At 46.6% G+C, this 20468-nt stretch carries 23 protein-coding genes; 18 read left to right on the top strand and 5 right to left on the bottom strand.

The features are described 5' to 3' along the window. Nucleotides 1-64 precede the first annotated feature (64 nt). Nucleotides 65-508 (bottom strand): GatB/YqeY domain-containing protein, encoded by a 444-nt coding sequence (locus DD616_RS15550; protein WP_010318215.1) that lies wholly within the window; start codon nucleotides 506-508, stop codon nucleotides 65-67. A 29-nt stretch (nucleotides 509-537) separates the two neighbouring features. Beyond that, the gene (gene rpsU / locus DD616_RS15545) at nucleotides 538-753 is read right to left on the bottom strand and encodes a 30S ribosomal protein S21 (RefSeq protein WP_004396009.1); all 216 of its coding nucleotides are present in this window, start codon (nucleotides 751-753) and stop codon (nucleotides 538-540) included. 240 nt (nucleotides 754-993) lie between these two features. Here rpsU and tsaD point away from each other — a divergent pair, with 240 nt between their 5' ends. Together tsaD and DD616_RS15535 are read left to right on the top strand one after the other, a co-directional pair. Next, nucleotides 994-2010, top strand: a complete 1017-nt coding sequence (tsaD, locus tag DD616_RS15540; protein ID WP_208871892.1) for a tRNA (adenosine(37)-N6)-threonylcarbamoyltransferase complex transferase subunit TsaD — start codon at nucleotides 994-996, stop codon at nucleotides 2008-2010. A 135-nt stretch (nucleotides 2011-2145) separates the two neighbouring features. Next, the gene (locus DD616_RS15535; protein WP_047688239.1) at nucleotides 2146-2994 is read left to right on the top strand and encodes an alpha/beta fold hydrolase; all 849 of its coding nucleotides are present in this window, start codon (nucleotides 2146-2148) and stop codon (nucleotides 2992-2994) included. A gap of 111 nt (nucleotides 2995-3105) precedes the next feature. Here DD616_RS15535 and plsY read toward each other — a convergent pair whose 3' ends face one another. Then, on the bottom strand, nucleotides 3106-3708 hold the full coding sequence (plsY, locus tag DD616_RS15530; RefSeq protein ID WP_017047525.1) for a glycerol-3-phosphate 1-O-acyltransferase PlsY: 603 nt from the start codon (nucleotides 3706-3708) through the stop codon (nucleotides 3106-3108). A gap of 187 nt (nucleotides 3709-3895) precedes the next feature. Between plsY and folB the strand changes: the two genes are divergently transcribed. The 11 genes from folB (at nucleotide 3896) to rpoS (ending at nucleotide 11826) form a co-directional block, all read left to right on the top strand. Beyond that, the gene (gene folB, locus DD616_RS15525) at nucleotides 3896-4249 is read left to right on the top strand and encodes a bifunctional dihydroneopterin aldolase/7,8-dihydroneopterin epimerase (protein ID WP_017046709.1); all 354 of its coding nucleotides are present in this window, start codon (nucleotides 3896-3898) and stop codon (nucleotides 4247-4249) included. Further along, nucleotides 4246-4737 carry a 2-amino-4-hydroxy-6-hydroxymethyldihydropteridine diphosphokinase gene (gene folK, locus DD616_RS15520; protein WP_208871891.1) on the top strand — a complete coding sequence of 164 codons (492 nt, stop codon included), beginning with the start codon at nucleotides 4246-4248 and terminating at the stop codon, nucleotides 4735-4737. The genes folB and folK overlap by 4 nt, the downstream gene beginning before the upstream one ends. A 12-nt stretch (nucleotides 4738-4749) precedes the next feature. Then, complete coding sequence (locus DD616_RS15515; RefSeq protein ID WP_013857720.1) at nucleotides 4750-5553, top strand: undecaprenyl-diphosphate phosphatase; 804 nt, start codon at nucleotides 4750-4752, stop codon at nucleotides 5551-5553. 129 nt (nucleotides 5554-5682) lie between these two features. Continuing rightward, complete coding sequence (gene ftsB / locus DD616_RS15510; RefSeq protein WP_026028366.1) at nucleotides 5683-5964, top strand: cell division protein FtsB; 282 nt, start codon at nucleotides 5683-5685, stop codon at nucleotides 5962-5964. Further along, entirely contained in the window at nucleotides 5965-6696 is a 732-nt protein-coding gene (ispD, locus tag DD616_RS15505; protein WP_208871890.1) for a 2-C-methyl-D-erythritol 4-phosphate cytidylyltransferase, read from the top strand. After that, nucleotides 6689-7174 carry a 2-C-methyl-D-erythritol 2,4-cyclodiphosphate synthase gene (gene ispF, locus DD616_RS15500; protein WP_013857718.1) on the top strand — a complete coding sequence of 162 codons (486 nt, stop codon included), beginning with the start codon at nucleotides 6689-6691 and terminating at the stop codon, nucleotides 7172-7174. The genes ispD and ispF overlap by 8 nt, the downstream gene beginning before the upstream one ends. Nucleotides 7175-7331: 157 nt before the next feature. Further along, complete coding sequence (gene truD, locus DD616_RS15495; protein WP_017048938.1) at nucleotides 7332-8429, top strand: tRNA pseudouridine(13) synthase TruD; 1098 nt, start codon at nucleotides 7332-7334, stop codon at nucleotides 8427-8429. 12 nt (nucleotides 8430-8441) lie between these two features. Then, entirely contained in the window at nucleotides 8442-9188 is a 747-nt protein-coding gene (gene surE / locus DD616_RS15490; protein ID WP_017046714.1) for a 5'/3'-nucleotidase SurE, read from the top strand. Continuing rightward, nucleotides 9188-9814, top strand: a complete 627-nt coding sequence (locus tag DD616_RS15485) for a protein-L-isoaspartate(D-aspartate) O-methyltransferase (protein WP_013857716.1) — start codon at nucleotides 9188-9190, stop codon at nucleotides 9812-9814. The genes surE and DD616_RS15485 overlap by 1 nt, the downstream gene beginning before the upstream one ends. A 5-nt stretch (nucleotides 9815-9819) precedes the next feature. Beyond that, nucleotides 9820-10752, top strand: a complete 933-nt coding sequence (nlpD, locus tag DD616_RS15480) for a murein hydrolase activator NlpD (protein ID WP_208872334.1) — start codon at nucleotides 9820-9822, stop codon at nucleotides 10750-10752. A gap of 72 nt (nucleotides 10753-10824) precedes the next feature. Continuing rightward, on the top strand, nucleotides 10825-11826 hold the full coding sequence (rpoS, locus tag DD616_RS15475) for an RNA polymerase sigma factor RpoS (protein WP_017047531.1): 1002 nt from the start codon (nucleotides 10825-10827) through the stop codon (nucleotides 11824-11826). Between the two features lie 164 nt (nucleotides 11827-11990). Here rpoS and mutS read toward each other — a convergent pair whose 3' ends face one another. Together mutS and cysM are read right to left on the bottom strand one after the other, a co-directional pair. Then, the gene (mutS, locus tag DD616_RS15470; protein ID WP_026028369.1) at nucleotides 11991-14579 is read right to left on the bottom strand and encodes a DNA mismatch repair protein MutS; all 2589 of its coding nucleotides are present in this window, start codon (nucleotides 14577-14579) and stop codon (nucleotides 11991-11993) included. A gap of 242 nt (nucleotides 14580-14821) precedes the next feature. After that, a complete protein-coding gene (cysM, locus tag DD616_RS15465; RefSeq protein ID WP_026027976.1) occupies nucleotides 14822-15712 on the bottom strand; it encodes a cysteine synthase CysM in 891 nt (296 codons plus the stop codon). Nucleotides 15713-15925: 213 nt separating this feature from the next. Between cysM and cysP the strand changes: the two genes are divergently transcribed. From cysP to pncC, 5 genes are all read left to right on the top strand, one after another. Beyond that, nucleotides 15926-16927, top strand: a complete 1002-nt coding sequence (cysP, locus tag DD616_RS15460) for a thiosulfate ABC transporter substrate-binding protein CysP (protein ID WP_010320449.1) — start codon at nucleotides 15926-15928, stop codon at nucleotides 16925-16927. 66 nt (nucleotides 16928-16993) lie between these two features. After that, nucleotides 16994-17851, top strand: a complete 858-nt coding sequence (gene cysT, locus DD616_RS15455; RefSeq protein WP_026027977.1) for a sulfate/thiosulfate ABC transporter permease CysT — start codon at nucleotides 16994-16996, stop codon at nucleotides 17849-17851. Nucleotides 17852-17861: 10 nt separating this feature from the next. Continuing rightward, entirely contained in the window at nucleotides 17862-18725 is an 864-nt protein-coding gene (gene cysW / locus DD616_RS15450; protein WP_017047535.1) for a sulfate ABC transporter permease subunit CysW, read from the top strand. Further along, a complete protein-coding gene (locus DD616_RS15445; RefSeq protein ID WP_017043744.1) occupies nucleotides 18722-19849 on the top strand; it encodes a sulfate/molybdate ABC transporter ATP-binding protein in 1128 nt (375 codons plus the stop codon). The genes cysW and DD616_RS15445 overlap by 4 nt, the downstream gene beginning before the upstream one ends. Before the next feature lie 113 nt (nucleotides 19850-19962). Next, nucleotides 19963-20454, top strand: coding sequence for a nicotinamide-nucleotide amidase (gene pncC, locus DD616_RS15440; protein WP_013857707.1), 492 nt, complete (start codon nucleotides 19963-19965; stop codon nucleotides 20452-20454). Nucleotides 20455-20468 lie beyond the last annotated feature (14 nt).

Genomic DNA, 20468 nt, shown 5'->3' with positions numbered 1-20468 from the left:
TTAGATACAAACAAGCCGTGCGCTCCAGAGGATAGCACGGCTTGATGCAATTTGATGCGGGCATTTAAGCGAGTTTAGTTCGAACTAATCCGCTGACTTTACCCATATCTGCACGCCCTTGAATTTGCGGTTTCAAGACAGCCATCACTTTCCCCATGTCTTGCATGCCAGCAGCAGCGGACTGGGTGATCGCATCATCAATTAATGCGCTCACTTCATCATCGCTCAACGGCTGAGGCATAAATGCCTCAAGGATAGTGATTTCTGCTTGCTCTGCATCTGCGAGATCTTGACGATTGGCAGCTTCATATTGAGCGACAGAGTCGCGACGCTGTTTAACCATTTTTACCATCACAGCAAGAATATCGTCGTCGTTCAGAGTGATCTGCTCGTCGACTTCTCGTTGTTTGATCGCGGATAAGGCTAAACGAATAGTGCCAAGGCGTACTTTATCCTTGGCTTTCATCGCTAATTTTTGCTCTTCTTTGAGGATATCAATTAGAGCCATAACTCTCGTTCCTTAATGGAAAAAGGTTATTAGTACAGGCGAACGCGACGTGCGTTTTCGCGAGCTAGCTTCTTAGCGTGACGCTTTTGAGCTGCTGCTTTAGCGCGTTTGCGAACGGTAGTTGGTTTTTCATAGTGCTCACGACGACGCACTTCAGAAAGGATACCTGCTTTTTCGCAAGAGCGCTTGAAACGACGTAATGCAACATCGAACGGTTCGTTTTCACGTACTTTAACTATTGGCATATGCCTTTCACCTCAGGGGTTATTCGTTAACGCTGATATTTTGAGGCTTAAACCACAAGATTTCTTGTCTGTTTGCTCGGTTATCAGCTTGATCAAAAATGGTGCGGAATTTTAATCCGATCGCAATAGCTTTGTAAAGCACTTTGTCGATTATAGTCTGTACAAAATTTGTTTACGGAGCCAAGGCGGGGTAACATGGTGGCCATTTCCAATTGTTGATGAAAGCGTGCTGAGAAAATTATGCGCATTATTGGTATTGAAACCTCGTGTGACGAGACTGGCATCGCCATTTATGACGAAGAGAAAGGCTTACTTTCTCATCAATTGTACAGCCAAGTAAAACTGCACGCCGATTACGGCGGTGTGGTGCCGGAGCTTGCTTCTAGAGACCATGTTAAAAAGACCATTCCACTGATAAAAGCAGCGATGGCTGAAGCGAATTTGACGCCTGCGGATATTGATGGCGTGGCTTACACCGCAGGTCCTGGTTTAGTGGGTGCGCTGCTTGTTGGCGCGACGATTGGCCGTAGTTTGGCTTATGCGTGGAGTGTGCCAGCGGTGCCTGTTCACCATATGGAAGGGCACCTTTTAGCTCCGATGCTTGAAGATAATCCGCCTCCGTTTCCGTTTGTGGCCGTACTGGTTTCCGGTGGTCATTCCATGATGGTAGAGGTGAAAGGGATTGGTGAATATAAGATCCTCGGAGAGTCTATTGATGACGCGGCCGGTGAGGCGTTTGATAAAACCGCGAAGCTGATGGGGCTTGATTATCCCGGGGGGCCATTGTTGGCTCGTTTGGCTGAAAAAGGAACGCCAGGGCGTTTTAAGTTTCCGCGTCCGATGACGGATCGACCAGGGTTAGACATGAGTTTCTCTGGTTTAAAAACATTTACAGCCAATACGATTGCAGCTAATGAGAATGATGATCAGACCCGAGCGGATATTGCGTATGCCTTTCAAGAGGCGGTGTGTGGCACTTTAGTGATTAAGTGCAAACGCGCCCTTGAGCAAACTGGCATGAAACGCATTGTTATTGCCGGTGGCGTGAGTGCCAATAAGCAGTTACGCGCAGAGCTTGGCGCACTGGCGAAAAAAATTGGTGGCGAAGTGTATTACCCGCGTACTGAGTTTTGTACCGACAACGGTGCAATGATTGCTTATGCGGGTATGCAGCGTTTAAAAAATGGTGAAACAGTCGATTTAGCGGTGCAGGCAACACCTCGCTGGCCGATTGATCAACTTAAATCCATTATTTAGCGGGTGTCGCAACGGCCTCTTTTTAGAGGCCGTTTTGTTCTTTGGTACTTCCGTTTCTGTGGCGTTCTGTATTGATTTTAATTAGCCATTGCTTACATTCTGCTCTGAGCTGTTATCGCTCATATCAATGCTACAATGCCAACCTACTTTACTAATATTGGATTCACAATGAAGACATTTGTTATTGATGATTGCCAGATGCGTTATTTGGATCAAGGGCAAGGTGAAGTGCTTGTTTTCGGTCACAGTTATCTGTGGGATAGCGCAATGTGGGCACCTCAGGTGGAAGCGTTGAGTCAACACTACCGCTGTATCGTGCCTGATTTATGGGCGCATGGTCAGTCAGATTTTGCACCGTCATCCATGAATACACTGAAAGATTATGCTCAGCATATTTTGGCTTTGATGGACCACTTATCGATTGAGCAGTTTTCTATCATTGGTCTTTCTGTAGGCGGAATGTGGGGGGCTGAGTTAGCCGTTCTTGCGCCTGCACGCGTGAAATCATTAGTGATGATGGATACCTTTGTTGGTCTAGAGCCTGAAGTCAGCCATACAAAATATTTTGCCATGCTCGATGCGATTGCGGCGATGCAGCAAGTGCCAGCACCGATTGTTGATGCAGTTGTACCGATGTTTTTTGCAAAAGATGGCGAGCAGCAAGCTCCGGCATTAGTGGCTGGATTCAAGCAACATTTATCGGCGCTTACTGGTCAACAAGCGGTGGAAGTGGCTCGGTTGGGGAAAATGATCTTCGGTCGTCGTGACATGATTGAAGAGGTGGAGCAATTGAGGTTGCCAGTGCTGATTGCAGCTGGCGCTGAAGATATGCCTCGTCCGCCTCTTGAGGCTTACTTAATGAATGATGCCATTCACGGCAGTGAGTTAGAGGTTATTGCTAATGCTGGACATATCAGTAACTTAGAGCAACCTGAATACGTTACCGCCATGTTGACCCGTTTCTTGAAAAAAGCGCTTAGCTAGTCTTCTCTAATTACCGGGTCATGCTTAATCAAAAAAGGCTTCGTAAGAGGCCTTTTGCTTATTCGTCATTGACGTTATTTGCAAGCGGGTTTATCCATCATCCAAGCTAGCTCAAGAACCAAGTGTTTTTTTCTCACCCACTTTCGGCTCAGTGCCAGCCAATAACCGTTTAATATTTTGGTGATGACGAAACACGATAAGGCAGCACAGCATCGCTACCGGTAAGGTATATTGCGGTTTGATCAACCAAGTGTAGAACGGAGCGAGCAGCACGGTAACCAAAGCCGCTAAGGATGAATAGCGAAATAAAAATGCAACGCTGACCCAAGTCAATATGATAAGTGCGGTGAGATCTAAACCGATCGGTGCGATCGCTCCCAGTGCTGTTGCAACACCTTTTCCGCCTTTAAAATGAAAGAAAATAGGATACATATGGCCAAGGCAAGCGGCGATGGCGACTAGGCCCAATAGAATGGGGTCAATTCCCAAATAGTAGCTGCCCCATACGGGAATAGTACCTTTGAGCATGTCACACAGCAGTACCGCGATGGCGGCTTTTTTTCCACCAATGCGTAATACGTTAGTTGCTCCGGGGTTATTTGAGCCCATATTGCGAGGATCGGGCAGGCGTAATAAACGGCAGATCAACACCGCACTTGAGATCGAACCCAGTAAATAGGCAGAAATGATCATTATCAGTGCGAGTGGTGTCATAAGTACCTCTGCAGTGGAAATGCCCTAAAGCAAGTTCACAAGCCATTGTTAACCATGATGAAAAGCAAAAAAATGTTTTGGATTTCGCATCTCGACTCAGTTTGGGTATATGATATCGCGATTAGGCAAAATAGTACGATTTTTTACGTAATTAGGGTATCCGACCTCTAGAGGAAGAGACGCAAAAATGGACAAAGTCTTTATTGAGCAGCTGACGGTAATCACGACTATTGGCGTGTATGATTGGGAACAAGAGATTAAGCAGAAGTTGGTGCTCGACATCGAAATGGCGCACGACAATCAACCTGCAGGTAAAAGTGATGATGTGATCGATGCATTAGACTACGCACAAGTGAGTCAAGCGGTGATCGCACATATTGAAAATGGTCGCTTTTTATTGGTAGAGCGTGTTGCAGAAGAAGTAGCAGAGCTTCTGATGCAGCGTTTTTCTGTTCCTTGGGTTAAAATTCGCTTAGCAAAGCCCGGCGCGGTAGCACAGGCATCCAGTGTTGGCGTTATCATTGAACGAGGCCATGCATGACGGCGGTCTATGTTGGCGTCGGTTCTAATATTGAAAGACGCAAACATACCGAAGCGGCCATCGAGGAATTGTCGACCATCGGAAATCATCTACAGATCTCGACCATTTACGAATGTGCATCGGTTGGGTTCAATAGTGCGGCCTTTTATAATTTAGTTGTTGCGCTGGAAACAAGGCTTTCGTTGAGTGATTTCGTGGCGCAACTTCGAGCGATTGAAGCTCGATGGGGGCGCGACCCGCAGGCGAAAAAATTTCAAGATCGCACCTTAGATCTCGATATCATCTTGTTTGGTGAAGAAATTTCAGCGCAAGATCCTGAACTGCCACGCAGTGATATCTTTAAATATCCATTTGTCATACAACCACTTTACGATTTGTCACCGGAACGGATCGTTCCCAATGATGGTCGTAGTGTGCGTCAAATATGGCAACAGGCGATCAACTTAGAATCGCTCACCCCTGTCAAACTTTGGTTCGACATTAATTAATAAGAGTCAGTAATGAGTTATTTAGAAGCGTTTTTTTTGGCTTTGATTCAAGGCTTAACCGAATTTTTACCTATCTCCAGCTCCGCCCATTTAATTTTGCCTTCAGCCATTTTAGGCTGGGAAGATCAAGGTCTTGCCTTTGATGTGGCGGTGCATGTCGGCACATTAGCTGCCGTGGTTATCTATTTTAGGAAAGAAGTCGTGACTTTACTGCGCGCTTTTTTTGCCTCGATTTTTAAAGGCGAGCGCAGTAAAGAATCGAAACTGGCATGGATGATCGTACTAGCAACCATTCCTGCCTGTATTTTCGGCTTTTTTATGAAAGATATTGTTGAACTCTACCTACGCAGTGCTTGGGTGATAGCAACCACCACTATTATTTTTGGTCTATTACTGTGGTATGTCGATAAAAACGCTCCATTAGCGGATGATGAATACCAAGCCGATTGGAAAAAATCGCTGATGATTGGTTTGGCACAAGCAGTTGCGGTGATCCCCGGTACCTCTCGCTCAGGAGCGACCATCACTGCGGCGTTGTATCTTGGTTTTACTCGTGAAGCGGCCGCGCGTTTTTCTTTCTTGATGTCGATTCCTATCATTGTTTTGGCGGGTGGCTATTTAGGGTTAAAGCTGGTGACCAGTGGCGAACCTGTGCATTTTGGTTTCTTAACAACGGGTATCCTGACCTCCTTTATCAGTGCTTATATTTGTATCCATTTCTTCTTAAAACTGATTTCTAAAATGGGTATGACTCCGTTTGTCATTTACCGTTTAATTCTGGGTGGCGGCTTATTTGCGTTCCTAATGATGAGTTAAATAAAGGCTTGTGGTATAAATAGCCATCATTTTCGTGCTGTGTTAGAGCGTCACTTTTTTTAAACAGCACGCTTTGTTTATCGTTTACGTTCTCTTTCATAGTGAACGTTTTGAATGGTTATAGATGTGATGCGACTTTTTGCGGTGACATTGGCGTTATTATTCGGTTTATTACAGTACGATTTGTGGCTCGGTAAAAATGGCATTGCTGATTATCGAACCATTGTCGATGAAATTGACGTGCAGCAACAAGTAAACGAAAACCTAACGCTACGAAATTCGGAAATGTTCGTCGAAATTGATGATTTACGACAAGGATTGGACGCGATTGAAGAGCGAGCGCGTCATGAATTAGGAATGATAAAAGCAGGTGAAACTTTCTATCGATTGGTCGGTGAGGATAGTCAATAAATGCCGCACAGTACGCTTTCTCTTACCGCGATTGTACCGGCTGCTGGTGTTGGCAGCCGAATGCAAGCAGATCGTCCGAAACAGTATTTAACCATACACAACAAAACCGTTCTCGAACACACAATAGCGACGCTGCTCGCGCACCCTAATATTGATCGCGTTGTTGTCGCCGTCAGTGACGATGATCCTTACTATTTTGCTCTGCCATTAGCCACTAACCCCAATGTTATTCGCGTCAGCGGTGGTCAAGAGCGAGCCGACTCGGTGCTCTCGGCGCTGCAATATGTTTTAGCTAATTCCCTAGGTGAATGGGTTCTCGTGCATGATGCAGCGCGGCCTTGTCTTACTTTTGCAGATATTGACCGATTGATTACGACAGCTAAAGAGCATCCAGTAGGTGCGATTTTAGCTGCACCTGTTCGAGACACAATGAAGCGTGCTGATGGCGAAAACAACATTGATCATACCGTTGATCGCGTCGCATTATGGCACGCACTCACCCCCCAGATGTTTAGAGCCAAGCCGCTTTTTGAGGCTTTGTCGGACGCGTTAGATCAGCAAGTCACCATCACCGATGAAGCATCCGCAATGGAGTGGCAAGGGTTACATCCAGCGTTGGTCGCTGGGCGAGCGGATAATCTCAAAATTACACAACCCGAAGATCTCGCTTTAGCTGAGTTTTATTTAGGTCGTACTTCTTCACTAGCCGCAATAGGAAATAACCATGATTAGAATTGGCCACGGTTTTGATGTTCATAAATTTGGCGGTGAAGGCCCAGTCATCATTGGGGGAATTGCCGTTCCTTATGAGCAAGGCTTAATTGCTCATTCCGATGGTGATGTCGCCTTGCATGCTTTAAGTGATGCGCTGCTTGGCGCGATTGCCGCAGGTGATATTGGCCGCCATTTCCCCGATACCGATGATAAATGGAAAGGGGCAGATAGCCGTGAATTATTGAAAGATGTCTATCGCCGTGTGAAAGCGCAAGGCTACCGTTTAGGCAATGCCGACGTCACCATTATCGCGCAAGCGCCGAAGATGGCGCCGTATATTGAAGCGATGTGCGCTGCCATTGCGCAAGATCTTGAAACGACGCTAGATAATATTAACGTCAAAGCAACCACAACCGAGCGCCTTGGTTTCACTGGGCGCAAAGAAGGTATTGCTTGCGAAGCGGTTGTCTTATTGATCAAATGTACTACAGATTAAATGCACGGTTGATCAAAGCATAATATTGCTTTAATAAAACGACCCAGCAAATTGAAGAGGTAATGGCAATTCACTTGCCTCTCCTTCTATGTAAAAACACGTTATTGATGGACTTCCGCCAACGAATGGCACGCTCAGTAACGCGCAATAGCGGCTCATGCGTCGCTGTTTTTATTATTACCGCCAACTCGCGTCAGCGACGGATGAAAACATGTCAGATATATTATCTTCATTGGCTTACCTTTGTGGTAAACCAGCCGCTAAAGCCAAAATAAAAGCCAAGCCAGAGCACTTTAAAGTGATTGAAGACTTAGGATTCGAACTGGCAGGAAGTGGTGAACACTTAATGGTTCATATTCGTAAAACTGGTGAAAATACCAGTTTTGTGGTCAATGAATTGGCTAAAGCATGTGGTGTGAAATCAAAAGATGTGAGTTGGGCTGGTCTGAAAGATCGTCATGCGGTTACGCAGCAGTGGCTCAGTGTACATTTACCAAAAGGTGAGACGCCAGATTTCACCGAGTTTTTGGCTCAATATCCGAGCATCGAAATTCTGGAAACTACGCGTCACAATAAAAAGTTGCGCCCCGGAGATTTAGTCGGCAATCATTTTGAAATCACGCTTTCTGAAGTCACCGACACCGCCGAAGTAGTGACGCGATTAGAGCACATCGCCACGCACGGTGTGCCTAATTATTTTGGTAGCCAACGTTTTGGCAATCACGGCAATAACCTCAGTGAAGCGCGTCGCTGGGGAAAAGAGAACGTGCGTTCACGTAACCAAAATCAGCGCAGTTTGTATCTTTCGGCGGCCCGTTCGTGGATTTTCAACCAAATTGTCTCTGCCCGTATCGAGCAAGATAAGTTACACCAATTTATCGAAGGAGATATCGCACTTGAGGGAGAGAAAACGACCTTAGTTACCTTGGCGAATCTTACCGATCTCAATAACAAACTGGCATTGAATGAAGTGCAAATAAGTGCTGCTTTGGCGGGCGATAACGCACTACCGACGCAAGGTGAGGCTTTAGATTTAGAACAAGTTCACCTTGATGCTGAACCTGACTTGATGGCACTGATCCGCAGCAATCGTATGCGTCATGAGCGCCGGGCGCTGATGCTTAAGCCTCAGAATCTTTCTTGGACAGTTGAACAAGACAATGTGACGTTACGTTTTGATTTAGATGCAGGAAGTTTTGCTACCTCAGTCATTCGCGAATTGGTTGAAGAGATAGCGGTTGAACGCGAGTTCTAAGGAAAAAACTCGATGAAGATTTTATTAAGCAATGATGATGGTGTATACGCGCAAGGTTTAAATACCCTAGCACGCGCGCTGGCGGATCTCGCCGAGATCGTGATTGTCGCGCCGGATCGTAATCGGTCAGGAGCCTCCAATTCGCTGACATTAGAGCAGCCGCTTCGTGTGGATTTCATTGCACCCAATACCTATTCAGTGCAAGGCACACCAACCGATTGTGTGCATTTTGCACTCAATGAACTGCTCAAAGATGATCTGCCTGATTTGGTGCTGACAGGCATCAATCATGGTGCGAATTTGGGCGATGACGTGCTCTATTCGGGCACGGTTGCGGCGGCGATGGAAGGGCACTTTCTTGGGGTGCAAGCGATCGCGTTTTCACTGGTCGGGACGGCTAATTTTACTACGGCAGCCCAGATAGCACGTCAGTTGGTCGAACAGCATCTCAATGCCCCGATCCCAACCAATCGATTATTGAATGTGAACGTACCAGATCGTCCATTTGAGGAGTTAGCGGGTATTCAAGTGACGCGTTTAGGTGCTCGCCATCACGCAGAAAGTATGATTAAGCAGAAAGATCCTCGTGGGCATGATATTTATTGGTTAGGTCCTCCGGGTAAAGAGCAAGATGCAGGGCAAGGGACTGATTTCTATGCGATTGAGCATGGTTATGTCTCCTTGACGCCGTTGCAGGTTGATCTCACGGCTCATGAGTCACTGCCAAGTATGGATAACTGGTTGAAGGAAAAAGGGTAATGGCCAATCCACATGCCGACAGATTAATTGAATTTCTGATCGCGAATGGTATCCAAGATCAAACCGTTTTGGATGCCATTCATTGTTTGCCAAGAGAAAGCTTTGTTTCTCAGGCGATGATGCATCAAGCCTATGACAACAACGCGTTGCCGATAGGCCAAGGACAAACGATTTCACAACCTTACATTGTGGCAAAAATGACGCAGCTTTTAGAACTTGAGCCGCAGAGTAAGGTCTTAGAAATTGGCACAGGATCGGGTTATCAAACCGCTGTGCTTGCCCAGTTGGTTGAGCATGTGTATTCGATTGAACGGATCAAGTCATTACAGTGGGATGCGAAGCGTCGTTTAAAGCAACTTGATATTTATAACGTCTCCACTAAGCATGGTGATGGCTGGTTGGGCTGGGATGCTAAAGCTCCTTTTGATGCGATCATTGTTACGGCGGCAGCTGAATTTGTCCCAAATGCGCTGCTTGATCAGCTTGCGGAAGGTGGCCGTTTAGTGATCCCTGTCGGCAGCAGTGAGCAGCAGTTATTGAAAATAGTTCGCCAAGGCGATGATTTTATTTCTAACACCATTGAGATGGTGCGTTTTGTTCCTTTAGTTGCCGGTGATTTAGCTTAGTGATGATGAGTAACCTAAGAAACAGAGTAATAATGGTGCTAATTAGTAGCGTCCTTATCGGATGTGCTGCTCATACACCTGCACCCGTTTCTGGGCTCAATAAAGACTATAATGCCATTCCTCGTGGTAGTTATCGCGGCAGTTTTTACGAAGTGCAAAAAGGCGATACGCTCTATTTTATATCTTATGTCACAGATAAAAATGTAAACGACTTGATCCGTTTCAATAATTTAAAAAAACCTTACACCATTCATCCCGGTCAAAAACTCAAATTATGGATCCCCAATTACACGCCTCCTGCTTACGGTGGTAGTGGTGTAACAGAAGTCATTGTGGCTGCAACCCCTTCGAGTGCAATGGCTGGCTTAGTTTCCCCCCCAATGGTTGTAGACGGAGTGAGTAAAAACTCTAATCAAAATAGTGGATCTAATGCCGCAAGTTCTTCGACCAAAGTCGCAAAGAAAGATCCTCCTAAGGTAGTTGAACAATCGAAATCAAAAGAGTATGTTGATTCAAAAGGTAAGCAAAATGTTAATGCTAATGTAACCTTTGCTAAACCAAAAGATGATAAAGTTTCAAAATGGTTATGGCCGACACAAGGGAGAATAATTAAAAACTTTTCAGCAGGCGATCAAGGAAATAAAGGGATCGATATCGCAGGACAGCGTGGTCAATCCATTTTATCAACTGCTGCAGGAACCGTTGTCTATTCGGGAAATGCATTAAGAGGTTACGGCAATCTTGTGATTGTTAAACATAATGATAACTACCTCAGTGCTTATGCTCATAACGATCGGTTACTGGTAAAAGAAGGACAAAGTGTTAAAGCTGGCCAAAAAATAGCAACCATGGGCAGCTCAGGAACCAGCAGTGTTCGTTTACACTTTGAAATTCGTTATCAAGGTAAGTCGGTGAATCCAAAACGCTACTTACCGTAAACATACTTGAAAGAGTCATGTAGCGACATTAGAAAGTAGTAATGTCTTGCTAGCTCGCCAGGGGGAGGCGCTATGAGTATCAGCAATGCAGTAACGAAAGTCGAAGAGTTTGAAGACCAAGAGATCATGGATTCGATTGAGGTTGATGAAGAACTCACCACCACTAAAAGCCAAAGCGATGACGATGTTCAAATCGAAGATGCCAAAGAAGGATTTGATGCGTCAACAAAAAGCTTAGATGCAACACAGATGTATCTTAGCGAGATTGGTTTTTCTCCATTATTAACAGCTCAAGAAGAAGTACTTTATGCTCGTCGTTCACTGAGAGGCGATGAAGCTGCTCGTAAACGCATGATCGAAAGTAACTTACGTTTGGTCGTTAAAATTTCTCGCCGTTATGGTAATCGTGGCTTAGCTTTACTCGATCTAATTGAAGAGGGTAATTTAGGCTTGATTCGTGCGGTAGAAAAATTTGATCCAGAACGTGGCTTTAGATTCTCAACCTATGCTACTTGGTGGATCCGTCAAACCATTGAACGTGCATTAATGAACCAAACGCGCACTATCCGTTTGCCAATTCACGTCGTTAAAGAGTTGAATATCTACCTTCGCACGGCTCGCGAGCTATCGCAGAAGTTAGATCACGAACCTACCGCAGAAGAAATTGCGTTCCAACTGGATAAGCCAGTAGAAGATGTCAGTAAAATGCTGCGTCTGAACGAGCGTATCAGTTCTGTTGATACACCGATTGGCGGCGATGGTGACAAAGCACTACTCGATATTATCCCAGATGCGAACAACTCTGATCCTGAAATTTCTACGCAAGATGATGATATCCGTGAATCACTACTGAATTGGTTAGATGAACTGAACCCAAAACAAAAAGAGGTACTTGCACGCCGTTTTGGGCTATTAGGTTATGAACCGTCCACCTTAGAAGAGGTAGGCCGCGAAATTAACTTAACCCGTGAACGAGTTCGTCAAATTCAAGTGGAAGGCCTACGTCGTTTGAGAGAGATCTTGGTTAAACAAGGCTTGAACATGGAAGCGCTGTTTAATGTTGAATACGACTAAAGGTTGGTTCAACAAGACCTTGATTCATAAAACCATTGATTCATAAAACCATTGATTCATAAAACTATTGCATAAAAGCATAAAAGCATAAAAGCATAAAAGCATAAAAGCACAAAAGGCACCGACTTAAAATCGATGCCTTTTTTATTTTTAATATCAGATTGTTACATTAGCTTCTTCAAGCGATAAAGTGCTTCTAACGCTTGGCGAGGCGTTAGATCGTCAGGATCAATAGCTGCTAATGCCTGTTCGACTTCGCTTGGGTCTGGGATCAAACTGAGTTGATTAGCAATATCTACGGTTGAGCTTTTGCTGCCATTGGGCTGCTGTTGGCTCAATAACTCGAGCTGCGACAGTTTAGCGCGCGCGTTTTTGATCACTGTTTTAGGCACGCCAGCAAGACCTGCCACTGCTAGGCCGTAAGATTTACTTGCCGCCCCTTCTTGAACCGCATGCATAAAGGCAATGCTATCGCCATGTTCCACGGCATCTAAATGCACGTTGGCTAAGTGAGGTAACTGGTTTGGCAGCTCGGTCAGTTCAAAATAATGAGTGGCAAATAGCGTTAGCGCGCCAATTTGGCTTGCGAGCCATTGCGCACTTGCCCAAGCCAGTGATAACCCATCATAGGTACTGGTGCCGCGGCCAATTTCATCCATCAATACCAAGCTATTTTGTGTCGCATTATGCAAAATGTTGGCAGTTTCGGTCATTTCAACCATGAAAGTAGAGCGACCAGAGGCGAGATCGTCCGATGCACCAATGCGGGTGAAGATGCGGTCAATCGAACCGATGCGTGCTGCTTCTGCTGGCACATAGCAACCGATATGCGCTAATAAAGTAATCAATGCAGTTTGGCGCATGTAGGTCGATTTACCGCCCATGTTAGGCCCGGTAATGATCAACATTTTTCGTTGCGGATTGAGCTCAATTGGGTTGGCAATGAAGGGGTCATTCATCACTTGCTCAACGACAGGGTGACGGCCCGCTTGAATATGGATCGCTGGCTCTTTACTCAAGGTCGGGCGACAGTAATCTAAGCTTTCAGCGCGCTCGGCAAGGTTTTGCAACACATCGAGCTGCGATAGCGAAGATGCAAGGTTTTGCATCTGCTCTAAATGAGGCAACAATAAATCAAATAACTCTTCCCAAAGCTGCTTTTCCACTGCCAGTGCTTTTGATTTCGAGTTGAGCACTTTATCTTCATGCGCTTTTAGCTCGGCAATAATATAACGCTCGGCATTTTTCAGCGTTTGGCGGCGCACATAGTGAGGAGGAACAAGGTGACTCTGGCCACGGCTGACTTGAATGTAGAAACCGTGAATCGCGTTGTAGCCGACTTTGAGCGTATCAATGCCGTGACGTTCGCGCTCTTCAGCTTCTAATTTATTCAAGTATTCGGTTGCGCCGTTGGCTAAATCACGCCATTCATCCAGTTCGGCGCTGTAGCCATCGGCAATCACGCCACCATCACGAATCACAACTGGTGGGTTGTCTTTGATCGCTCGCTCAAGCAGTGTGCACAGCTCATCCAATGGCTGTACATGATGAGTTAACTGAACTAAGTGGGGTTGCGATAAGGGTTGCAGTATTTCACTGAGCTGCGGCAATTGCTGCATCGCATGTCGCAGGCGTGCTAAGTCTCTTGGGCGAGCGGAACGCAATGCCAAACGAGCAAGAATACGTTCAATATCGCCAATCTGTTTCAGCACAGGTTGTAATTCACTAAACAGAGCAAGCTGTTTCAACTCGCCGATCGCATCAAGGCGTTGATTCAACGTATCAATACAGCGCATCGGTTGGTGTAACCAGCGTTTGAGCATGCGGCTGCCCATTGGGGTGGCGCAATGATCGAGCACTTCCGCTAAGGTGTTATCAAAGCCACCGGACAAGTTCTGCGTGATCTCTAAATTACGGCGCGTGGCGGCATCTAAGATCACCGAGTGATCTTGGCGATCAAACGTCAGCGAACGAATATGAGGCAGTGCAGTGCGCTGCGTATCTTTCACGTATTGAATCAAGCAGCCAGCGGCGCATAAGCCCAGTTTAGCCTGTTCTACGCCAAAACCGACCAAATCACGCGTACCAAATTGTTGGTTCAACTGCTGTTTTGCTGTCTCTAACTCAAATTCCCAAATAGGGCGGCGACGGTTTCCTTTGCGGTTGCCCATTAAAGTGACTGGCGTGAAATCTTCAGGGAAGAGCAGTTCGCGCGGTGCGGTGCGTTGCAGTTCGGCGGCCATCGCCTCTTCGGTTTCTGGCTCACTCAGTTGGAAGCGCCCTGAAGTGATGTCTAAGGTTGCGTAGCCAAAGCGACCATCGTGGTGGTAGATGGCAGCAATTAAGTTATCGACTCGCTCAGAGAGCAAGGCTTCATCCGTGACCGTACCGGGCGTGACAATCCGTACCACTTTACGCTCAACGGGGCCTTTGCTGGTGGCAGGATCGCCAATTTGTTCACAAATCGCGACGGATTCGCCCTGTTGTACCAATTTCGCTAAGTAACCTTCCACGGCATGATAGGGAACGCCCGCCATTGGAATAGGCTCACCCGCAGAAGCACCGCGTTTGGTGAGTGATATTTCCAGCAATTGCGATGCGCGTTTAGCGTCATCGTAAAACAGCTCGTAGAAATCGCCCATCCGATAAAAGAGCAGAATATCGGGGTTTTCGGCTTTCAATTGCAGATATTGCCGCATCATCGGGGTGTGCTGTGGTGAAGACTCGGCGGAAGATGCGCTGGATTTGCTCATGTTATTCGTCACTCGATTATCAATGGCTGACTGTGAAAATGACCACCCTACAGGAATGGCAGCGGCCTTAGCTCTGACATGAGTTAGAAAGAATCGTCAGAACATGCATTTAAATAGTTGGAGAGGATAACAAACTTCGCTATTGCTGAGCAATCAAGGGATGCTGATGTGGAAGCAAAGCCAAGGGCTAAAGAATGATGAGCGCGTCAGCACTGATTAGCCCGTTGGGGTGGAGATTTGATCTAAGAAAAAAGACCGGATGAGAGATAACGATCGCCTCGATCGCAAATGATGGCAACAACCACCGCTCCGGGATTTTGTTGCGCGATTTGTAACGCAGCGAAAACGGCGCCTCCAGAGCTGACGCCAGCGCAAATACCTTCTTGGGTTGCCAAAGCACGAGCCGTATTGATGGCATCTTGCTCTTCGATATCGAGTACCACATCAACACGTGATGATTCAAAAATGCCGGGTAAATAAGCTTGAGGCCAGCGGCGAATGCCCGGAATTGCACTGCCTTCTGCTGGTTGTAAACCGACAATGCTTATCTCTGGATTTTGCGTTTTTAGATAGCGAGAAGTGCCCATGATGGTGCCCGTTGTGCCCATACTTGAGACAAAGTGGGTGATTTCCCCGTGGCTTTGTTGCCAAATTTCTGGGCCAGTAGAATCGAAATGAGCTTGCGGGTTGTCGGGGTTATTGAATTGATCGAGTACTTTTCCTTTGCCTTCACTTTGCATTTTTAATGCTAAATCGCGCGCTCCTTCCATGCCTTGCTCTTTGCTGACTAAAATGAGCTCACAACCATACGCTTTCATCGCGTCTTTACGCTCTTGAGTGGCATTATCTGGCATGATTAAAATCATTTTGTAGCCTTTGATGGCGGCCGCCATTGCCAGCGCAATACCCGTGTTGCCGCTGGTCGCTTCAATGATGGTATCGCCCGGTTGGAGCTCTTGGCGACGCTCTGCTTGCACTATCATATTGAGTGCTGGGCGATCTTTGACTGAACCTGCTGGGTTATTGCCTTCTAGCTTGACCAATACGGTGCTTGAGGTGTGAGCCGCCAGTCGCTGCAAGCGAACTAAAGGCGTTTGCCCGACATATGCTTCAATCGTTGGAAAGTCCGCCATCATGTTGTCCTTAATTTTTTTAGTCGGAAGAGTAAGATGACGTATCCACCTTACCGAACACTACTATAAAGTCGTGCTGATAATTGGCATACAATTTATTGCTAGAGTTTATTCCAAAAAGTTCTAGTTATCCTCTTTGTTATAATTCATTTTCCTCATACTCTAATTGCCAAGGACGCCATTTTGGCCGTAGTGATTAGGGAGTAGCAATATATGAAGTTCATCAAGTCAGCCTTAGCCAGCTTATTAGCCGTAGGATCGTTGAATGTTTCGGCCGCGGATCAAACCATTCTCAACTCATCGTACGACATCGCTCGCGAGCTGTTTGCTTCTTATAACCCAGTGTTTGAAAAACACTGGCAACAAAAGACAGGCCAAACAGTGGAGATCAAACAGTCGCACGGTGGGTCATCTGCGCAAGCTCGCTCAATTTTGCAGGGGTTAGCCGCCGATGTAGTGACATTCAATCAGGTAACAGATGTTCAGGTGCTGCACGATCGTGGCAAGCTTATCGATGCTAATTGGCAAGAAAAATTGCCCAATGCAAGCTCACCTTACTACTCCACGACCGCATTTTTAGTGCGCAAGGGAAATCCAAAAAATATTCAAGATTGGGGCGATCTCGCTAAAGCTGATGTGGCTTCTGTATTCCCCAATCCTAAAACCTCAGGTAATGCACGTTATACCTATTTGGCCGCGGTCGGTTATGCACAAAAGACTTTTGGCAAAGAGAACCAAGCCGAGCAGGATCAATTCCTCAAACAATTTTTAGCTAATGTAGCGGTATTTGATACTGGCGGCCGTGGTGCGACTACTTCGTTTGTTGAACGTGGCATTGGCGATGTGCTGATTACGTTTGAATCTGAAGTGAACAATATTCGTCAGCAGTATGGCGTGGATGAATATCAAGTCGTGGTGCCTAAGACTTCTATCTTGGCCGAGTTTCCTGTGGCCGTGGTGGAAAAAAATGCCAAGCGTAAAGGCACGCTTGAGGTAGCCAACGAATATCTCGCTTATCTGTACAGTGAAGAAGCGCAACGTTTGCTGGCTGGGTTTAATTACCGCGTTCATGATGAAAAAGTGAACGCAGAATTTGCTGATCGCTTCCCTGAAGTTGAATTGCTAACAGTTGAGAGCATTGCTGGTGGGTGGGAAAATGCCATGAAACTTCATTTTGCCAATGGCGCGAAGCTTGACCAACTTCAACGTCGTTAATTCGTCATCGCCACCTGCGCTGAGTGTGGGTGGTTTTCTTACGCATCCGTTTTGTTTCGAGGGTTTATGAGCCATTCCTTCACCGCTTCTTTATCTCGCCCACGCCATAAAAGGGTGCTACCCGGATTTGGTATTAGCCTCGGTACTTCGCTGTTTTTTGTCAGCTTAGTGCTGCTATTGCCCGCCAGTGGTTTGATTATGCAAACGAGCCAAATGTCGCTCACCGAGTATTGGCAGGTGGTGGCGGACCCTCGTGTACTGGCCAGTTACAAAGTAACGGTGGGCGCGGCACTCATCGCCTCATTGTTTAATGGCTTGCTAGGATTATTGCTCGCTTGGGTGCTGGTTCGTTATGATTTTTATGGCAAACGTATTCTTGATGCTTTAGTCGATTTACCGTTTGCTTTGCCTACCGCCGTTGCAGGCATCACGTTGGCGACGCTTTACTCATCCAATGGCTGGGTGGGCAGCGTACTTGGCGAGCTTGGAATTAAAGTGGCTTATACCCCCTTGGGGATTGTTGTCGCGATGGCGTTTACCAGTATTCCGTTTGTGGTGCGCACGGTACAACCCGTCTTGGAAGAGATCTCCAAAGAAGAGGAAGAAGCGGGAATGACGTTAGGCGCATCAGACAGCGCCGTATTTTGGAAAGTGATCATGCCTTCGATTCGTCCAGCACTATTGGTTGGTATTGCACTCTCATTTACGCGTAGCTTGGGCGAGTTTGGTGCAGTGATTTTCATTGCGGGCAATATGCCTTACGTCAGTGAAATTACCTCATTAATGATTTTTGTACGCTTACAAGAATTTGATTTTCCGGCGGCGAGTGCCATTGCCTCGGTAGTATTGATGGCATCGTTATCGCTGCTACTACTGATCAATCTATGGCAGGGCGCATACCTGCGTCGAATTCATGGACATTAAGGAACCGATGATGAAAGCACATCAACCGTTACGAGTCGGTGAAGCACCTTGGGTGAAGTGGAGTTTGATTAGCTTTGCGCTGTTTTGGGTTGCATTGTTGCTGATTATCCCGCTAGTGAGCATTTTCAAACAAGCCTTTGCCAGTGGTTTATCGACTTATATTAGTCATTTAATTGAACCCGATACGCGTCATGCCATTGGTTTAACACTGCTAGTTGCGCTACTCACGGTGCCAATTAACTTAGTGTTCGGCGTGTTATTAGCTTGGGCAGTGACTCGTTTTGAATTTCCGGGTAGAAAAATATTAACCACTTTAATTGATATTCCGTTTGCCGTATCACCGGTTGTTGCAGGCCTTCTGTATTTACTGCTTTACGGCAGCAGCGGCTGGTTAGGCGAGTGGTTGTTTGAGCGCGATCTGCAAGTGATGTTTGCTTGGCCGGGAATTTTATTGGTCACGGTTTTTGTGACTTGCCCGTTTGTCGCGCGTGAGCTGATCCCGCTGATGCAGCAGCAAGGCCGCTCGGATGAAGAAGCCGCGGTTATTTTGGGTGCATCTTGGTGGCAACTGTTTCGTCGCGTCACCTTACCGAATATTAAATGGGCACTGATTTACGGTGTCATCCTAACCAATGCGCGTGCCATTGGTGAATTTGGCGCAGTAGCGGTTGTGTCTGGCAATATTCGTGGTGAAACCAATACCTTACCGCTACATGTGCAGCTACTGTATGAAGATTATCAATCGGAAGCGGCGTTTGCTAGCGCCTCGCTATTGGCTTTCATTGCATTATTAACCTTAGTTTTTAAAGCTTATGTTGAATGGCGTCAACACAACAATCAGACAAAAACGAACAGAGAGCAAGAGACGGTATGAGTATACGTTTAGACAACATTTCCAAACAATTTGGTCAATTTCAAGCGCTCTCTCCGCTCTCGTTACAGATTGATGATGGCGAGATGATTGGCTTACTTGGTCCTTCAGGCTCAGGCAAAACCACTTTGTTGCGTATTATTGCCGGCCTTGAAGGTGCTGATAGCGGAACCATTCATTTTAGAGATCGCGATGTGACTCATGTCCACGTCCGCGAGCGCCGAGTTGGCTTTGTGTTCCAAAACTACGCACTTTTTCGTCATATGACGGTGGCCGACAATGTCGCGTTTGGTTTGCAAGTGATGGATCGCCGTCATAGACCAGCGGCGGCGGAGATCACCAAAAGAGTCAAACAGCTATTGGATATTGTACAACTTGGCCATTTAGCTGAGCGCTATCCTGAACAACTGTCCGGCGGGCAAAAGCAGCGCATCGCCTTGGCTCGCGCTCTTGCAACAAAGCCGGAAGTGCTACTGCTGGATGAGCCTTTTGGCGCACTGGATGCCAAAGTGCGTAAAGAATTGCGCCGCTGGTTGCGCAGCTTGCACGAAGAGCTCGGTTTTACGAGCGTATTTGTCACCCACGATCAAGATGAAGCACTTGAACTCTCTGATCGCGTGGTCGTGATGAGCAATGGCCGCATCGAACAGATCGACTCGCCAGTGCAGCTTTATGCTCAACCGAACAGTCGCTTCGTCTTTGACTTTTTTGGCAATGTGAATGTATTCCAAGCCAACTGGAATAACGAGCAGTGGGTCAATGGCCAATCGTTTATCTTACCGCCGAAAGATCACGCGATTAATCAATCAGGAAAGTTGTATGTGCGCAGCCATGAGTTGAGCCTATCGAACAAACAAAATAGCCAAGCTTCATTGCCTTTTGAAGTGGTCTCTGTTAACCCTGTCGGCGCTGAAGTGCGAGTTGAACTCGCGCCAGTCGGCTGGGAGAGTGAGCAATTATGGGAAGCAAAATTAACCCATAGAGCATTGAGTGAACAACCGCTCACACGAGGCGACAAAACCTTTGCTACACCACAAGTGGGCTACTTTTTTGGTGGGGAGAGCAGTACTCCGCACACCATTCGTTGGCCATTCTTAGACGCAGATAGTTTAATGTTTGAGATCTAAATACAACGGAGAACGATTCAGAATGGGTACGCTTGCGTGCCCATTCTGTTTTCTGGAGATTCAATCTGCTATAAAGGTTCAAGCGAAAATAACGTGGCTTTGGAGAGGGCGTAATGAAAGCGATTTTTGCATTAAGTGAACAATTAGGTCAGCAATTGTTAGCACAAAAAGAGATCCTCACCAGTGCTGAATCATGCACTGGCGGTGGTGTGGCATTTGCACTTACCGAGGTTGCAGGAAGTTCGGCTTGGTTTGAGCGGTCATTTGTGACCTACAGTAATCTCGCTAAACAAGAGATGCTCGGTGTCAAAGCACAGACACTGGTGGATTTTGGCGCGGTTTCAGAACCCGTTGTGCGCGAAATGGTACAAGGAGCACTTTTGCATTCCCAAGCCACTATTGGTGTAGCGATCAGTGGTATTGCTGGTCCTGACGGTGGTAGCGCAGAAAAACCAGTGGGAACCGTATGCTTTGCATGGGCTTCTAAGCAAGGCTGGGAACGTGCTGAGACGCTTTGTTTTAAAGGTGATCGCGCGCAGGTGCGCAAGCAGGCGATTACTCATGCATTACAAGTGGTGAGTCACTTTTTATCGCAGCCAAATTGAACCTAGTCGAAATT

The sequence above is a fragment of the Vibrio anguillarum genome (assembly GCF_003390515.1).
In the GTDB taxonomy this organism is placed as follows: domain Bacteria; phylum Pseudomonadota; class Gammaproteobacteria; order Enterobacterales; family Vibrionaceae; genus Vibrio; species Vibrio anguillarum.
This window is presented reverse-complemented; position numbering and strand designations above follow the sequence as displayed.

What these genes read in the sequence shown, in the direction of transcription:
- cysW (WP_017047535.1), top strand. Translation starts at nt 17,862, where the DNA reads ATGAAAGCACATCAACCGTTACGAGTCGGTGAAGCACCTTGGGTGAAG.
- pncC (WP_013857707.1), top strand. Translation starts at nt 19,963, where the DNA reads ATGAAAGCGATTTTTGCATTAAGTGAACAATTAGGTCAGCAATTGTTA.
- nlpD (WP_208872334.1), top strand. Translation starts at nt 9,820, where the DNA reads ATGAGTAACCTAAGAAACAGAGTAATAATGGTGCTAATTAGTAGCGTC.
- rpsU (WP_004396009.1), bottom strand. Translation starts at nt 753, where the DNA reads ATGCCAATAGTTAAAGTACGTGAAAACGAACCGTTCGATGTTGCATTA.
- DD616_RS15535 (WP_047688239.1), top strand. Translation starts at nt 2,146, where the DNA reads ATGCCAACCTACTTTACTAATATTGGATTCACAATGAAGACATTTGTT.
- plsY (WP_017047525.1), bottom strand. Translation starts at nt 3,708, where the DNA reads ATGACACCACTCGCACTGATAATGATCATTTCTGCCTATTTACTGGGT.
- DD616_RS15445 (WP_017043744.1), top strand. Translation starts at nt 18,722, where the DNA reads ATGAGTATACGTTTAGACAACATTTCCAAACAATTTGGTCAATTTCAA.
- cysP (WP_010320449.1), top strand. Translation starts at nt 15,926, where the DNA reads ATGAAGTTCATCAAGTCAGCCTTAGCCAGCTTATTAGCCGTAGGATCG.
- rpoS (WP_017047531.1), top strand. Translation starts at nt 10,825, where the DNA reads ATGAGTATCAGCAATGCAGTAACGAAAGTCGAAGAGTTTGAAGACCAA.
- surE (WP_017046714.1), top strand. Translation starts at nt 8,442, where the DNA reads ATGAAGATTTTATTAAGCAATGATGATGGTGTATACGCGCAAGGTTTA.
- DD616_RS15515 (WP_013857720.1), top strand. Translation starts at nt 4,750, where the DNA reads ATGAGTTATTTAGAAGCGTTTTTTTTGGCTTTGATTCAAGGCTTAACC.
- folK (WP_208871891.1), top strand. Translation starts at nt 4,246, where the DNA reads ATGACGGCGGTCTATGTTGGCGTCGGTTCTAATATTGAAAGACGCAAA.
- ispD (WP_208871890.1), top strand. Translation starts at nt 5,965, where the DNA reads ATGCCGCACAGTACGCTTTCTCTTACCGCGATTGTACCGGCTGCTGGT.
- ftsB (WP_026028366.1), top strand. Translation starts at nt 5,683, where the DNA reads ATGCGACTTTTTGCGGTGACATTGGCGTTATTATTCGGTTTATTACAG.
- cysM (WP_026027976.1), bottom strand. Translation starts at nt 15,712, where the DNA reads ATGGCGGACTTTCCAACGATTGAAGCATATGTCGGGCAAACGCCTTTA.
- ispF (WP_013857718.1), top strand. Translation starts at nt 6,689, where the DNA reads ATGATTAGAATTGGCCACGGTTTTGATGTTCATAAATTTGGCGGTGAA.
- truD (WP_017048938.1), top strand. Translation starts at nt 7,332, where the DNA reads ATGCGTCGCTGTTTTTATTATTACCGCCAACTCGCGTCAGCGACGGAT.
- mutS (WP_026028369.1), bottom strand. Translation starts at nt 14,579, where the DNA reads ATGAGCAAATCCAGCGCATCTTCCGCCGAGTCTTCACCACAGCACACC.
- cysT (WP_026027977.1), top strand. Translation starts at nt 16,994, where the DNA reads ATGAGCCATTCCTTCACCGCTTCTTTATCTCGCCCACGCCATAAAAGG.
- DD616_RS15550 (WP_010318215.1), bottom strand. Translation starts at nt 508, where the DNA reads ATGGCTCTAATTGATATCCTCAAAGAAGAGCAAAAATTAGCGATGAAA.
- folB (WP_017046709.1), top strand. Translation starts at nt 3,896, where the DNA reads ATGGACAAAGTCTTTATTGAGCAGCTGACGGTAATCACGACTATTGGC.
- tsaD (WP_208871892.1), top strand. Translation starts at nt 994, where the DNA reads ATGCGCATTATTGGTATTGAAACCTCGTGTGACGAGACTGGCATCGCC.
- DD616_RS15485 (WP_013857716.1), top strand. Translation starts at nt 9,188, where the DNA reads ATGGCCAATCCACATGCCGACAGATTAATTGAATTTCTGATCGCGAAT.